Origin of the sequence: Leclercia sp. UBA2479 (assembly GCF_002341985.1) — a bacterium.
GTDB lineage: Bacteria > Pseudomonadota > Gammaproteobacteria > Enterobacterales > Enterobacteriaceae > Enterobacter > Enterobacter pneumoniae.
This window is the reverse complement of the sequence record NZ_DDPB01000009.1, coordinates 150386-164581: the sequence shown is the minus strand read 5'-3', so window position 1 is coordinate 164581 and position 14196 is coordinate 150386. Positions and strand designations below refer to the sequence as shown.

Annotated in this window: 15 protein-coding genes; 4 read left to right on the top strand and 11 right to left on the bottom strand. The window is 55.0% G+C overall.

Annotation, left to right across the window (positions count from 1 at the left end; translation table 11 throughout):
- Nucleotides 1-24: 24 nt before the first annotated feature.
- Complete coding sequence (gene tam / locus B3B59_RS10490) at nt 25-783, top strand: trans-aconitate 2-methyltransferase (protein WP_286808935.1); 759 nt, start codon at nt 25-27, stop codon at nt 781-783.
- 6 nt (nt 784-789) lie between these two features.
- Here the strand turns inward: tam and ompC are convergent, their stop codons facing one another.
- The 8 genes from ompC to B3B59_RS10450 form a co-directional block, all read right to left on the bottom strand.
- On the bottom strand, nt 790-1911 hold the full coding sequence (ompC, locus tag B3B59_RS10485; RefSeq protein WP_286808934.1) for a porin OmpC: 1122 nt from the start codon (nt 1909-1911) through the stop codon (nt 790-792).
- Nucleotides 1912-2137: 226 nt separating this feature from the next.
- A complete protein-coding gene (locus B3B59_RS10480; protein WP_286808933.1) occupies nt 2138-3328 on the bottom strand; it encodes a cytochrome c biogenesis protein DipZ in 1191 nt (396 codons plus the stop codon).
- Nucleotides 3329-3458: 130 nt separating this feature from the next.
- On the bottom strand, nt 3459-4763 hold the full coding sequence (locus B3B59_RS10475; protein WP_286808932.1) for an ATP-binding protein: 1305 nt from the start codon (nt 4761-4763) through the stop codon (nt 3459-3461).
- Entirely contained in the window at nt 4760-5500 is a 741-nt protein-coding gene (locus B3B59_RS10470; protein WP_286808930.1) for a response regulator, read from the bottom strand. Before B3B59_RS10470 ends, B3B59_RS10475 begins: the two co-directional genes overlap by 4 nt.
- Nucleotides 5501-5547: 47 nt before the next feature.
- Complete coding sequence (locus B3B59_RS10465) at nt 5548-6543, bottom strand: alpha/beta fold hydrolase (protein WP_286808929.1); 996 nt, start codon at nt 6541-6543, stop codon at nt 5548-5550.
- 138 nt (nt 6544-6681) lie between these two features.
- Nucleotides 6682-7149 carry a GNAT family N-acetyltransferase gene (locus B3B59_RS10460; RefSeq protein ID WP_286808928.1) on the bottom strand — a complete coding sequence of 156 codons (468 nt, stop codon included), beginning with the start codon at nt 7147-7149 and terminating at the stop codon, nt 6682-6684.
- Between the two features lie 143 nt (nt 7150-7292).
- Nucleotides 7293-8183: an alpha/beta hydrolase gene (locus B3B59_RS10455; RefSeq protein WP_286808927.1), complete on the bottom strand. Its 891-nt coding sequence runs from the start codon at nt 8181-8183 to the stop codon at nt 7293-7295.
- 98 nt (nt 8184-8281) lie between these two features.
- Nucleotides 8282-8542 carry a DUF2798 domain-containing protein gene (locus tag B3B59_RS10450; protein ID WP_046885629.1) on the bottom strand — a complete coding sequence of 87 codons (261 nt, stop codon included), beginning with the start codon at nt 8540-8542 and terminating at the stop codon, nt 8282-8284.
- A gap of 128 nt (nt 8543-8670) precedes the next feature.
- Here B3B59_RS10450 and B3B59_RS10445 point away from each other — a divergent pair, with 128 nt between their 5' ends.
- The 3 genes from B3B59_RS10445 (at nt 8671) to B3B59_RS10435 (ending at nt 10847) form a co-directional block, all read left to right on the top strand.
- A complete protein-coding gene (locus B3B59_RS10445; protein ID WP_212476144.1) occupies nt 8671-9561 on the top strand; it encodes a LysR family transcriptional regulator in 891 nt (296 codons plus the stop codon).
- 133 nt (nt 9562-9694) lie between these two features.
- Nucleotides 9695-10243 carry a GNAT family N-acetyltransferase gene (locus B3B59_RS10440; protein ID WP_286808926.1) on the top strand — a complete coding sequence of 183 codons (549 nt, stop codon included), beginning with the start codon at nt 9695-9697 and terminating at the stop codon, nt 10241-10243.
- A 157-nt stretch (nt 10244-10400) separates the two neighbouring features.
- On the top strand, nt 10401-10847 hold the full coding sequence (locus tag B3B59_RS10435; RefSeq protein ID WP_233802458.1) for a hypothetical protein: 447 nt from the start codon (nt 10401-10403) through the stop codon (nt 10845-10847).
- A 39-nt stretch (nt 10848-10886) separates the two neighbouring features.
- On the opposite strand, the gene B3B59_RS10430 is transcribed toward B3B59_RS10435, so the two are convergent.
- The 3 genes from B3B59_RS10430 to B3B59_RS10420 all read right to left on the bottom strand — a co-directional run bounded on the left by B3B59_RS10430 (nt 10887) and on the right by B3B59_RS10420 (nt 14114).
- A complete protein-coding gene (locus tag B3B59_RS10430; protein WP_286808925.1) occupies nt 10887-11396 on the bottom strand; it encodes a GNAT family N-acetyltransferase in 510 nt (169 codons plus the stop codon).
- Nucleotides 11397-11540: 144 nt separating this feature from the next.
- A complete protein-coding gene (locus tag B3B59_RS10425; RefSeq protein WP_040075725.1) occupies nt 11541-12455 on the bottom strand; it encodes a bestrophin family protein in 915 nt (304 codons plus the stop codon).
- Between the two features lie 207 nt (nt 12456-12662).
- Nucleotides 12663-14114 carry a tagaturonate reductase gene (locus B3B59_RS10420; protein WP_286808924.1) on the bottom strand — a complete coding sequence of 484 codons (1452 nt, stop codon included), beginning with the start codon at nt 14112-14114 and terminating at the stop codon, nt 12663-12665.
- Nucleotides 14115-14196: the final 82 nt, after the last annotated feature.

The following is a 14196-nucleotide window of genomic DNA, read 5'->3' as shown; positions in this document are numbered from 1 at the left end:
TTCATAAAAACAGGAGGCGCTACGATGGATGACTGGAACCCCACCTTATATCTGCACTATGGCTCGGAGCGTACCCGCCCGGCCATCGATCTGCTTTCCCGCGTAAACGTCGAAGCCGCTGATCAGATTGTCGATCTCGGCTGTGGCCCGGGCAACAGCACCGCCCTGCTGCATCAGCGCTGGCCCACGGCCCATATCACCGGGGTCGATAGCTCATCCGCGATGATTGCAGAAGCCAGCCGCACCCTGCCCGACTGTCACTTTCTGCAGGAAGATATCCGTCACTACCGCCCGGATCGCCCCCTGGATCTGATCTTTGCTAACGCCTCGTTACAGTGGGTACCCGACCACTACGATCTGCTGCCGAAACTGGTCTCGCTGTTAAAAATGAACGGCGTGCTGGCAGTACAGATGCCGGATAACTGGCAAGAGCCGACCCACGTCCTGATGCGCGAAGTGGCCTGGGAACAAGGTTACCCGGATCGGGGACGGGAAGCGTTACCGGGGGTGCATGCTTATCATGATATTTTGAGCGAAGCGGGATGTGACGTGACATTGTGGCGAACCACCTATTACCATCAGATGGCGTCGCACCAGGCGATTATAGACTGGGTGAGCGCCACGGGCTTACGCCCATGGCTACAGGAGCTGAATGAGAGCGAACAGAAAAATTATCTGCTCCGCTATCATCAGCTACTGGAAGAGCACTATCCGCTACAGGAGAACGGCCAGATATTGCTTGCCTATCCGCGCCTGTTTATTGTTGCCAGACGCGAACCCTGAGGTGAATCAGAATTGATACACCACGCCGACGGCGACCACGTCGTCGGTATTAATACCAGCTTCACGGGTAAACCGATCTTCATCAACCAGGTTAACCATATAATCTACAAATACGTTAATATTTTTGTTGAAGTTATAGGTCGCACCAAAATCGACATATTTAATCAGATCTTCGTCACCGTAGGTATTTCCGGATACCGCCCTGCCGAGATTTTTACCTTTTAATACATCATAAGCGACGAAAGGTTGCAGCCCAAAATCGAACAGATAACCGGCGTAGAATTCCATAATCTGTGATTTATTGGCGTAACCATAGGCACTGTCACTGGAGCGAGAACCAAATCGGGAGGCATTATAGGCCTGGGTAAACATCGCCGCTAAATAGACATTATTAGCATCATACTTAATGGCACCAGAATACGCTTCGGCCCGTTTACCTCTACCCATAATACCGGCGGCGGTATTTTGTTCATTAGTACGGTCAGAACTCATCATCGAGCCCGCTACGCTAAAGCCCGCACCGATGTCGTACGTAACAGAGGCCCCGAAGCCGTCACCATTCTGGCGCAGTACGTCACGCACGCCCGGCTCCCCGCCGCCATCATTTTTACCCTGATACTGCAGCGCAACGTTGAGCCCATCAACCAGACCGAAGAAGTCGGTGTTGCGGTAGGTCAGCACACCATTGGTACGGCTGAAAAGGAACTGATCGGAACCGTAGGTCATGCCATCGAACTCTGGCTGCATGTCGGTATAGGCCAGCGAATCATAGACCACGCCCTTATTACGGCCGTAATCAATAGAGCCATAATCGGCGAATTTCAGCCCCGCAAACGCATAACGGGTACGCGGGTTATTGCTTTCGCCTTCGGATTTAGTAGCATCGATGTGCATCTGCCACTGGCCATACCCGGTAATCTGCTCGTTAACCTGAGTTTCACCGCGGAAACCCAGACGCATATAAGTCTGGTCGCCATCGTTATCACTGCTGTTAGAAAAATAATGCTCTGCGGAAACTAAACCATAAAGATCCAGTTTGTTGCCATCTTTATTATAAATCTCTGCTGCGTGTGCGGTTGTGCAGAGCATGGCTGCGCTAATCAGCATGCTCAGTTGATTAATTTTCATTTTTTTATACCCTGATAATCTGCCACTTGCCAAAATACAACCTGAATAAGGTTGCAGGGCATTATTGTTATCACTCCTGTAAATGTATGTAAAACAGTAAAAGCATTAGCGCACGGATCGTTAATTTTGCTTGAAATAAATTCACGCGAAAAGCGCACATATGGATAATGTGCGCCGTCATGATATAAAGCGGTAAAATAAAAATCAGGGGAATTTATTTAAACAATCAGGTTCTGGCCTCTTTAAGTAATTGCTGAATAACCTGCTCCTGTTTTGCATAATCTCCTTCACCAAACGCGGTGTAACGGAGTTGCCCTTTGGCATCAAAATAGTAGTGTGCGGGCCAGTATTGATTACCAAACGCCGTCCAGATTTTGTAGTTATTATCTGTAACGACGCGGTAAGGGATTTGCCACTTCGCTACCGCCTTTTTCACCGAGTCGAGCGGTTTTTCCCAGGGGTACTCCGGGGTATGTACGCCAATGACTACCAGCCCCTGGTCAGCATATTTTTTTGCCCACTCCCGGACATGCGGGAGCGTGTGCTGGCAGTTGATGCAGTCCCAGGTCCAGAAATCAATCAATACCACTTTGCCCTTTAACGACGCGGGCGTGACCGGCTCACCGTTAATCCATGCCGTGCCACCGCTGAGGGAAGGCATCGCGCTGGACGGGGCCGTATCTACCACCGGCTGTAACTTCGCCGGTCGTGTGATATCGGGAGCCCATTGTAACAGGCGCTGCTCGACCCGATCGGCCACGCCATTTGCCCCCTGTAACAAGCTGTTCATCCCGCTGGCGGTGAGTACTACGGTGCCCAGCATCATCACACCGGCGGTTTTGCGCAGCCCTTCCATCACTCCTCCGCTGGCTTTCAGGCGAGTTAACACCCGCTGACCACAAAAGGCCAACAGCGCCAGCATCACAGCGCAACCGCTGCCATAGGCTGCCAGAAGCGCTCCGTTGGTCAGGGCACTTTCACCCGCCAGCCCCAGACTGAGGATCGCCCCTAATATCGGCCCGGCGCAGGGTGACCACAGTAACCCTACCGCCATGCCTGCGAGCCCGGCGGAGACCAACCCGCGCGTTTTATGGCTCTGGTCATTAAGCACATTCCCCAGCTTCAACGCGGGGCCCGCCACGCGCAGGGCTACGCCCGGAAAAATCAGCGACACGGCGGCCATTGCCAGCACCGCAAGGGCCAGCCAGCGCCCCACCAGCGTGGCATCAATTACCCAGTCGCTGGCGACGGTGATAAGCCCGGCAACCAGGGTAAACATCATTACCATGCCAGCCAGCATGGCGGCTATCTGCCGGGGCTGGCCACGAAATCCGGCAAAGAGCAGCGGGATCACCGGCAGCGTGCAGGGGCTGAGCAGGCTTACCATGCCCCCAAAAAAAGCGATTAACAGCGTCATATCAACCTCACTAAGCAGTTATCTGCAACGGCGCAGTGGGGTTATTACAGCGGAGTGATGTGTGCGGGATATGTGTAGAAAAGCGAGATTTGTCAGCCTGGGTATCTACGACCCAGGCGGATACAAAAGACTACATTTGCGTAGCAGGTAAAGTCACGGTTACTGCCAGTCCTCCCTCCGGGCGGTTAACGAGCTGCAGTTTTCCGCCCATCTGGCCGGTGAGCTGGGCGGCAATCGCCAGCCCTAACCCCGTACCGCCCGTTTCGCGATTACGGGAAGATTCCACTCGATAAAAAGGTTGCAGCACGGCGGCCAGTTCATCCTGCGGGATCCCCGGTCCGTTATCAGCCACAACGATACTGACCTCACGAGGAGCAAAGTTGAGCGTCACGTCGGCGGCATCACCAAATTTCAGAGCATTATCCAGCAGGTTAGTCACTACCCGGCGCAAGGCTTGCGGGCGTGTCGTCAGCGGCTGTCCGACGCCGTTTGCACGAAATTGCACGTTTTTCCCAATGTCGAGATAGTCGCACACCAGGGTGTCAATAAAAGCGTGCAGATCCAGACGCCGGGGCGTCTCTTCAGACGATCCGGACGAGCGGGCAAAGGCGATCCCCTCCCGCACCAGTCGGGTCATATTATCCAGATCGGCGGTCAGCTTATCGCGCAGCTCTGGCTGATCGGCCATTTCGACACGCAGTTTCATACGGGTAATCGGGGTTTGCAAATCGTGAGAGATGGCGGCCAGGATCTGCGCCCTCTCCTGTAAATAAGCCTGGATTCGCTGCTGCATGGCGTTAAAGGCCCGCGCAGCCTGGCGCACCTCCAGCGGCCCCTGTTCGGCCAGCGTCAGGGGCTGGCTGGCTGGCTCCAGCGCATCCACCGCCCGGGTGAATCGGGTAAACGGACGCACCACTTGCCGGACCGCCAGCCAGGAGCAGAGCGCTACAAGCAATACCTGCAGGATAAACACCACCGGTAACCAGCGGGCCACCGGCGGCATGCGCGGGATCAGATCGATGGTAAGGGGCGCGCCGTCGCGCAGGGTGACATGAGCCTGAATGTGCGACACAGGCCCCGGTACGGCGGTAAAGCGCAGCGGGTAGCGGCCCGCAAGGGTGTCGGTAATGGTGCGGATGGCATCCCGGGATCGGGCGTCGTGCGGCGGGTTGCCGGGCTCCCCCTCGCCCAAAAGGTAGCGGTAATTGCCCCGCGCCAGCTGGGGCAGCCACTCCGCCCGCTCATCGGCAGGCAGCCTGTCGAGGATTGCCACGCTGGTGGCAACATCCTGCTCGAGGTTTCCCAACATCACGTTACGGACGCTGCTCATTCTTTCGATCATCACCAGCGTCAGGCTCAGGCCGTTGGCCAGCAGCAGTCCCAGCAGCACAATCAGCAGCAACCGATAGAGGAGCGAACGTGGCCAGAATTTCATTTTCGCGCCTCAACGATGCTGACCGGCATGGAGAAGACATAGCCTTCGCTGCGCACGGTTTTGATATAGGCCGGGGTACGGGCATCCTCGTTCAGGCGTTGTCGCACACGGCTCACCAGCAGGTCGATAGAGCGCTCGAACAGCTCGGCGTCTCGCCCCTGAGTGAAGTTGAGAAGCTGGTCGCGGGTTAACACGCGCTGGGGATGATCCAGAAACACCCGCAGGAGACGGTACTCCGCCCCGCTCAGCGCCACGATCGTCCCTGCGGCATCCAGCAGATGGCGGGCGCTGGTGTCCAGCTGCCACTCCCCAAAGGCAATGATCCGCCCGGCTTCTGTCACCTGCAAATTAGGTGGCAGGGTACGAAAACGACGCAGAATCGCTTTAATGCGCGCCAGCAACTCCCGGGCAACAAAGGGTTTCACCAGGTAGTCATCGGCCCCCATCTCCAGCCCAAGGATGCGGTCCATATCGTCGCTGCGGGCGGTGAGCATCAATACCGGTAGATCCTGGTGCTTATCGCTACGCAGCTGGCGGCAGAGCGTCAAACCGTCGTCGCCGGGCATCATGACATCCAGCACCACCAGATCGATATGTTGTTTATCAAGCACGGCGCGCATCTCTTTGCCGTTGGCCGCCCCGGTCGCGCGGTAGCCCGACTTATGCAGGTAATCAACGATCAGTTCACGAATATCCCTGTCGTCATCGACGACAAGGATATGGTCAGCTGCATCCACGGTAAGCTCCTGTTAATAAGGGATACGCAGAAATTAGCATAGTTTGCTTAAAGATGGTCCGCATCCACCACGGCCTGAACAAAATCGCGTGGATCTTCCTGCGGCGGGTTGTGCCCTATATTGCCCGTAAAGGTGCGGTGCTCATATTTGCCGGTAAATTTGGCGGCATAGGCGGCCGGCAGCGGATGCGGTGCGCCGTTATTATCCCCTTCGATGGTAATGGTAGGCACGGTGATAACAGGGGCCGCCGCCAGTTTTTGCTCGTAGTTGTCGTATTTTTTCTCGCCGCGCTCAAGACCCAGACGCCACCGGTAGTTGCTGATGGTGACCGCCACATGATCCGGGTTATCCAGCGCTTTAGCGCTGCGATTAAAGGTGGCATCACTAAATTTCCAGCCCGGTGAGGCCAGAGTCCAGATCAGCTTCGCAAAGTCGTGGGTGTTTGCGGCATAGCCCTTCTCGCCGCGTTCGGTAGCGAAGTAGAACTGATACCACCACTGTAATTCGGCCTGCGGCGGCAGCGGTTTTTTACCCGCCTGCTGGTTACCAATCAGATAACCGCTCACCGAAACCAACGATTTGACCCGCTCAGGCCACAGCGCCGCCACGATATCCGCCGTTCTGGCGCCCCAGTCGTAACCTGCGAAAACCGCCTGTTTGATGTTAAGCGCATCCATCAGATTAATGACATCTTTCGCCATGGCGGCAGGTTGCCCATTTCGCGGAGTTTTCGAGGAGAGAAAACGGGTGGTACCAAACCCGCGGTTATAAGGAACAATGACGCGATAACCTTTCGCCGCCAGCGCCGGGGCTATCTCGGCATAGCTGCTAATGTCGTAGGGCCAGCCGTGCAGCAAAATCACCGGTTCGCCATTTTTTGGGCCGATATCAACGTAACCGACGTTCAGGTCACCGGCGTTGATCTGATGCAGCCGATTAAATGCGGCACGGTAATCCGTCCCTGCCGCTTCGGCCTGACAGGCCATCACGGTTGAAAGAGAGAGGGCTGCGACCAGGGTTGAATAAGCCAGTTTGTTTTTCATTTGTCTGTCTCCGGGTTGTGTTTACCCGGACATAACAACATGCCAGTGTAAGGATAATGTGTGCACAAAGGGGCCGAACTGCATGCCTGCGTATCGGACCCGGCGCTATATACACTGTGATACAAACAAGGGAAAAATTTAGAGGGTGATGGCCATATTGACGCAGCGCAGCTCGGCGCGGGCCATTGCCGACGGGTGCATACTCTCACCCAGCCACTCAAACCCGTGGCGCAGGTAAAAATCGGCGGCATTCGGTGTCGCTTCGAGCGTCAGCCGGGCTATACCCCGCGCGATCGCCTCATCTTTAATAGCCGCAATAATTTGCGATGCCAGCCCTTTGCCGGTGTAGCCTGGCAGGGTAAAAATCGCTTCTACGCTCGCAGCATTCAGATCGAGATAACCGCTGGCGACCAGTACGCCCTGGGCATCGATAACATAAAACGGGTTATCGATAATCATCTTACGGTAATGTTCGGGCATGGCCTCTGGGGTCCAGTTACGGATAATCTCCGGGCTATAACTGCTGACACAACCGTGGCGGATCGCCAGATTGCGCAGACTCCACAACGCTTCGGCTTCATGCGCCTGCGCTTTTCTCAACTGCATCGTCTCTCCTTATTGTTGTTATTTTTTGATTATGAAACACAGGCGTTTGCGATGTGCGGTTTCAAATGAACACAGCGTGTTCCGCGTCGAGACGCGTAACAATGTTTTAACATGAAAAGGCGGCAGGATGTCAGAGCCAATATTCAGTGCCGGGCAAGAAATTGCGTAATGGCAGTGACCACCCCGGGCGCCAGCGGAAGCGAGGCATCGGAATAAGCCGCCATGTTTTCTTGCAGGCTATCGGAGCAAACCGACTTCAGTACATGATTGGTATCCGGGAGCAGGACCAGAGTGGCATTGGGGTTAGCCGCGCTGAGGCGCCGGGCCTCCTCCGGCTCTACCTGCAGGTCGCGCTCGCCCTGTAAAATCAGCAGCGGTTTGCGCACGGTAGCGATCATGGCCTGCGGATGGCGGGAAAAGAGATCGATAAGAAAGCCTTGAACAGCGGGATTAAAGAGGCTTTGCAACGCCGGATGGGCGTGTGCAACATCGACACGGCAACCCTGCTCGAGCCCGGCAATAATAGCGCTGCCCTCCTCCTGAAGCGCGGCGTTTGCCAGCTGCTGACGCAAGATTTCACCCAGCGGACGCGCTGGCGTTGCGACCAGCATGACCCCTTTTACCTCCTCTTCCTGCGCAGCGAGCGCCACGACGCCGCCTTCGCTGTGGCCCAGTAGCCAGACGGCGGCGGTAGGCACTTCGCGTTTTAGCACTGCTATCCAGGCACGAACATCATCAACGTAGTCCTGCACTGTTACGGCATTGGCATCAGGCACGGCGGATGCGCTGGCGAACATCCCGCGCTTATCAATACGGAGCGTAGCAATGCCGTACGCGGCCAGCGCCTGGGCCAAATGTCGATAGGTAGACGCACTCACGCCCAGCGGGTTATTGCCGTCCCGATCGGTGGGTCCGGATCCGGGAAGAATGAAAACGACCTGTTGAGGAGAAGGGACCGGCGAGAGTAACGTTCCCCTGAGCATACCGCAGGGGCCCTGGGCTTCCAGAAGCGTTTCGATAGTCGTGTCTGGCATAAGCGTGAAACCTGCAAAGGTTGCGAAGCTAAACAAAGAGATATCCCGTAAGAGATAAAAGGATATCCCTCTGTTTGTCATAGCACAACGAGCCGTTTTCAGCCGTGGACCGTCAATCCGACCAGACGGCTCACCACCGGACGGACCACGAGGATGCAGAAAAAGGCCGCCGGCATGGCAACCTGATAAGCATTCATCACATTTTCCATGTAATGCGGGCCGGCGCCGAATTCAGCCAGGGTAATAACCAGGCTCATCAGAAAGGCCATAATGGTCGCCATATAGAGTGCGAAAACGTAAGGCGAGGCGTGCTTTGGCAAGCGAATACGGGGAGTTCTGTTTGCGATGGTGTCGTTCATGAACCGTCCTTCTTGATTTTGTCAGGTGAAAACAGCCGCTAAACTAACAAGTTAAGCGTTCTCTCAGTAGAGCGGCTGTGCTTTAATCATTATTAAGAGAATGTGATGAATAGAACCTCGGAGACGCGATGGACGTGTTAGGGCTAATCAGCAATTTTATTCGGGTGGTCGAGAATGGAAGCATCGCTGCCGCGGCGCGGGCAAAAGGGATGAGCCCAGCGGCGGTAAGCCAGAGCTTATCCCGGCTGGAGTCGCATTTAGGGGTGCGTCTGATTTCGCGCACCACCCGGAGCATGACGTTAACCGAAAACGGAAAACGTTATTTCGAGAAAGTTCGACATATTCCTCAGGATATCGAGATCGCTTCGCAGGCCGCGGCCACGGAGAGTCGACCGCAGGGCCCGCTCTGCATAGCCACCACGGCCGCGTTTGGTCGCCATGTTATCGCCCCGCTCATGCCGGCTTTTAATCAGGCTTTTCCCGATATTGAGGTGGAACTGATCGCAACCGACCGTAACGTCGATCATCGCCTCGAAGGGGTGGATGTGAGTATCCGCATCGAGGCGCAACTTAACGATCAGCTTATCGCCCGTAAAATCGCCTCCCTCCCCTTTGTATTCTGCGCAGCACCGGCCTATCTGGCGCTAGCCGGAACTCCCAGCTCGCCGGATGAACTGAGCCATCACGCCTGTCTGGTATTTCGTTATCCCACAGATGGACGTTTCCTTCCCTGGACATTCGCCGTCAACGGCCAGCAGGTTAACGCCAAACTCAACCCAAAATTTATCAGTGATGATATTGATATTATTGCCAGAATTGCCGTCAACGGCGGCGGGATAGCGCGTCTGGCAAGCTTTGTCGCACAGCCTTTTATTGATAATGGACAGCTGGTCCCTCTGTTTTGTCACGATACGGAATCCGTGCCGATGACGATTTTCGCCTGTGTTCATGAACGATCGGCGCTGAATGCGAAGGTCAGAGCGTTTATCGAATTCCTGGAAGAGGCAATCCGGGAGTGAGTCATGGCCTGGAGGGCCGGTGAAACGTCATAGCCTTGTACTCATTTACCATTGTTATTAGCGCTTTACGCAGGGCTAAAAATGTTCAATGCTTTTCATGGCAGCATCTGACCATAAACTCCGGGAGAAGAGTGTGATAGTAGAAACGAAACGCCTGCAACTTCGGCCTGTCACAGAGACCAATGCACAAATGCTGTTCAGCATTTATGGTGACCCGGCGACCAATCAATTTAACCCCGCAGGCCCCTATCCCTCTCTCCAGCATGCAGAAGCGGTGCTTGAACGCTGGCTCATGCACTGGCGCGATAAGGGATTCGGCAACTGGGCGATCGCGTTACGCGAAAATCCTGAACAGATCATTGGCTTTGGGGGATTAAGCATCAGCCGTTATGCCGACATCACTATCAATAATCTCGGATATCGTTTTGCCACCGACGCCTGGGGTAAAGGACTGGCAACAGAGTTTTCTCTCTCTGCCGTGCATTACGGCTTTGAGACGCTCGGACTGAGTGAAATTTCTGCCGTGGTACGGGGTAACCATCTCGCATCGCAAAAGGTGCTGATGAAAACGGGGCTGACCTATAGCCGTGAAGTTGACGACGTGAAGAACGCGCCCCCGAGCCTGCTCTTTACTCTTTCACGAGACGATTGGCGCAAGCGGAGTCCACTGGCTATGCTCTGATCTTTTTAAATTTAAGGAGTTATGCGAGATGATAATCGTGTTTATCCCCGCGCTGGTGGCAAAAGAGAGAAGATCATGGAGCATAAATGTTGGCCGCAACGGGCCTTTTGACCGGATGGCAACTTTCATCCCTGGCTGCGCAGGCGGATAAGACACGATGAAAAACAGGCTGATTTCTCTGCTTTTATTCCTTTCGGGAGTGCTATGTATGACTGAGGCAATGGCTACATCACCAGAGCAGATGGTAGTGGCATTTCAGCATGATTATAAAATCTGGAACGATGAATCCTTCCAGAATCGTCGTCCAGATGATGTCAATGCGATGAAAACGGCGGAGCAAAATTATGCCGCACTGCTAAAAAAATATACCCAACCTGACTTTCACGGTGAGCCCGTCGCGTATGGTTCCGACGCTTCGCACGACCCGGCGCGGGAGAAAATTATCGGCAAAAACATTCAACAGCAGGAGGCGGTTATCACCACCCAGCTGTCGGCTGAGTATTATTCGCCCGTGTATGAGTACCATTTTAAGCAGGAGAAGCAAAAATGGTATTTAACCCAGATTTACCTGGTGGATGAGGATGGGAAATATCCCAGCCTGTGAGATAACTCGCCGGGAATCGCCTGGCGGGTTTTACATCAATTAAAAGCGCATCAACATAGCGACACGTCTGGCGGGATCGAACCCGCTGTTGATTTCATCGGTGATCCGATCCGCCAAATGACACGGCCTTGCGGACCCTTCGATTATTTCAAAACCCAGCGTCGCGTAAAAACGCGCATTAAACGCCGCCAGGCGATCGGTTGTCAGGGTTGCCCCAACAAGACCACGGGCTCGCCCGGTATCAAGTATCGCCCGCATCAACTGAGTCCCCACGCCCTGACGCTGCCAGTCAGGGTGCACATCCACTTCAGCAATATGAAGCCAGTTCTCTTCCATGCTGCCTGCTGCAAAACCGACCGGCACCGCCTCCGGCGTCAAAGCCGTCAGTAACACCCCTTCCTCGCGCAAGGCACCCAGTTCGTCCAGGCTTGCCGCAGAGGCCTCGCCGCTGACCGCACCGGCGAGCCGTAATGTATCAAATGCCGCCAATTCAATGGCGCGCAACGCGGCAAGCTGTTCAGGCTGCGCGGGCGTGATGGTGATATTCATGATTCCTTTCCAGATAGCGGACAGGATAACGACGCTACTGCAGGTTAGTCCTGCGCGCAAGGCCTGGCTGGCGGCCCGGTTACGTCTGCCGATGGGATAATAAACGTCGAGGCGTGCCAGGGTTGCCAACCGCCCCGAACCGTTTCAGGTTAACTGGTAGTACTTATCAGGCAGGATGCGCGGCGGGATCTCTTGCTCGTCGTTCATCTGCAGGAGGTCTCTTTCCATCGCATTACAAATAGCATCCAGCGGCAGGTCATTGTTTTCAGTGCCGAAGGGCTCTTCAAGCTCTTCTGCCAGCGCATCGAGAGAGATAAAGGTATAGGAGATCAACACCGAAACGAACGGCGTCATGTAATGCAGATCCCCCACCAGGGCGAAGGGCAACATGATGCAGAACAGATAGACCGTGCGATGCAAAATCAGCGTATAAGCGAACGGTACCGGTGTATTGGCAATACGCTCGCATCCGGCCAGCACCACAGACATATCATTCAGACGGTTATTGAGGCTGTGAAAGAGGATATCGGACAACTGCCCTTCCCGGCGCCGTACGGCCAGCCACTCCCCCATAATCAACAAAATGCGATTTGCCGGTGTACTGGAATCCATCGTGTGGCGCAGGTTTTCGGGTGACAGGTAGTTCGCCAGCTGGCTGGCCTGCGGTTGGCGGCGGAGCGACATACGCAGGCAATGGGCGAAGGCAATCTGCAGACGCACAAATTCACCCAGTGCCGGATCATCGGGTAGCGTGTTTTTCACCTCGCGGAACAGCGAGCGGGAAGCAATCATCAGTTGGCCCCAGAGTTGCCGCGCCTCGACATAGCGTGAGTAACAGGCGTTGTTACGAAACCCGAGGAAGATCGCTATCGCCACGCCAAGGATACTGAATGGCGCTACGGTCAGTTTGATGCCGAGTGAGGTATACCAGGGCAACAGGATAATGACGGCAATAGAGAGCAAAAAATTAAGAAACAGGCGGGAGGAAATTTTAACCAGCACCGAACCGTGCCAGACAAATATCATCCGCAGCCAGTGCTGTTGAGGACGAACGATCATAGTCAGCTTCTGAAGAATTAAGAGCGGCGACTATTAAACGTGATCGTTGTCACGGTTGCAAGTATGTTAAAGAAGTATTGCACCCTTGCCAGACCTCTGACAGTGCGCACGGTGCCCGACCTTAATCAAAAAAGCAAAATAGTATGTTGTAACTAATAGGATTACTGAAAAACCCGGCCGCAGCCGGGTACAGTTAAGGCAGAAGAATTAGCACAGCGGCTCCACCGCCGCACGCATCCCCTGGTGCAAAATCGCATCCAGATCCAGCGTCACCTGCTCGACCAGACCTTTCACCTGCGTCAGGTCCTGCTCCCAGTGTTCGCTCACGCTCAGAACCGCAGTGACCAGTTGGCTGGTTGCGATCTGCTTATCACGATGCTGAGCCCAGAGCTGCTGGAAACGGGTCAGCCAGTGGGCATCATCCTGCACCGGGTAGGATTCGCCGTTACGTTCACCACGGTAGAAGGCAATCAGCGCAGCCAGCGCAAAGGTCAGGCGCGCCGGGAGTTTACCGCTCGCCTGCTGCCCTGCCAGCAACTGCGGCAGAATACGGGTGCGATATTTGGTCATGCCGTTGAGCGCAATCGACAGCAGTTGATGCTTAATGTACGGATTGCGGAAACGCCCCGTCACCGCGCTGGCGAATGACTCCAGCTCGTCGCGCGGCAGATCCAGCACCGGGATAATCTCCTGGTAAATGGCTTTCTCAACAAAGGCGCAGATCTGCGCATCATTCATCGCTTCGCCAACGGTATCCAGCCCGGCCTGGAAGGCCACCGGCACCAGCGCGGTATGCGCCCCGTTCAGAATGGCTACTTTGCGCTCTTTATAGGGTTTGATGTCATCCACAATCAGCACATTAAGCGGCAACTGGTCGAGACGCAGCTCGGCGGCCAGAGATTTATGCCCCTGAATCACAAACAGGTAAAAGTGTTCGGCGGTGTCGAGGAAGGCGTCGTGATAACCCAGAGATTTCTCGAGCGCCGCCACTTCGTCACGCGGATAGCCCGTGACGATACGGTCAACCAGGGTGGAACAGAAGCTGTTGGCCTCGTTCAGCCATTGAGTAAAGGCCGCCGGCAGCGCCCACTCCTGGGCATAACGCAGCACCAGCTCACGCAGCGCCTCGCCGTTATAGTCAATCAGTTCACAAGGAATAATCACCCAGCCTTTATCGCTGGCGCCGTTAAAGTGGCTGAAACGCTCAAATAACAGACGGGTCAGTTTGGCCGGGTAGCTGACGGCAGGCGCGTCGTCGAAGCGATCTCCGGCGTGGTAACTGATCCCCGCTTCGGTGGTATTCGAGAAGACAAAGCGCATCTCCGGGTTGTGCGCCAGCTTCAGAAACTCATCGTACTGATCGTAGACGCTGATCTCGCGGTTAACAGAGCGGATAAGGCGCGCGTCGCTCACGGCTTCACCCTGCTCATTCAGACCGCGAATGATGGTGGTATACAGGCCGTCCTGAGTGCTGAGTGACGGGGGGAAATCACTTTTAATCGGACGCACAATCGCAATGCCGGCATTGAGGTCGGTATGCTCGTTTAGCTGGTCAATCTGCCAGTCGATAAACGCGCGCAGGAAGTTGCCCTCACCAAACTGGATGATACGTTCAGGGTAGAGGGCACCGGGGAAATCACGACGGTTGAGTGTGTTCACTAGGGGGTTCCTTTTATGATTAGTCATACAGCCTGATAAGATTGGTGTAATAACTTACCAAAACTTTACGACCACTAACCCC

Excerpts from the sequence above, each read along its gene's own strand:
- tam (WP_286808935.1), top strand. The coding sequence starts at position 25 with ATGGATGACTGGAACCCCACCTTATATCTGCACTATGGCTCGGAGCGT.
- ompC (WP_286808934.1), bottom strand. The coding sequence starts at position 1,911 with ATGAAAATTAATCAACTGAGCATGCTGATTAGCGCAGCCATGCTCTGC.
- B3B59_RS10480 (WP_286808933.1), bottom strand. The coding sequence starts at position 3,328 with ATGACGCTGTTAATCGCTTTTTTTGGGGGCATGGTAAGCCTGCTCAGC.
- B3B59_RS10475 (WP_286808932.1), bottom strand. The coding sequence starts at position 4,763 with ATGAAATTCTGGCCACGTTCGCTCCTCTATCGGTTGCTGCTGATTGTG.
- B3B59_RS10465 (WP_286808929.1), bottom strand. The coding sequence starts at position 6,543 with ATGAAAAACAAACTGGCTTATTCAACCCTGGTCGCAGCCCTCTCTCTT.
- B3B59_RS10460 (WP_286808928.1), bottom strand. The coding sequence starts at position 7,149 with ATGCAGTTGAGAAAAGCGCAGGCGCATGAAGCCGAAGCGTTGTGGAGT.
- B3B59_RS10455 (WP_286808927.1), bottom strand. The coding sequence starts at position 8,183 with ATGCCAGACACGACTATCGAAACGCTTCTGGAAGCCCAGGGCCCCTGC.
- B3B59_RS10450 (WP_046885629.1), bottom strand. The coding sequence starts at position 8,542 with ATGAACGACACCATCGCAAACAGAACTCCCCGTATTCGCTTGCCAAAG.
- B3B59_RS10445 (WP_212476144.1), top strand. The coding sequence starts at position 8,671 with ATGGACGTGTTAGGGCTAATCAGCAATTTTATTCGGGTGGTCGAGAAT.
- B3B59_RS10435 (WP_233802458.1), top strand. The coding sequence starts at position 10,401 with ATGAAAAACAGGCTGATTTCTCTGCTTTTATTCCTTTCGGGAGTGCTA.
- B3B59_RS10430 (WP_286808925.1), bottom strand. The coding sequence starts at position 11,396 with ATGAATATCACCATCACGCCCGCGCAGCCTGAACAGCTTGCCGCGTTG.
- B3B59_RS10425 (WP_040075725.1), bottom strand. The coding sequence starts at position 12,455 with ATGATCGTTCGTCCTCAACAGCACTGGCTGCGGATGATATTTGTCTGG.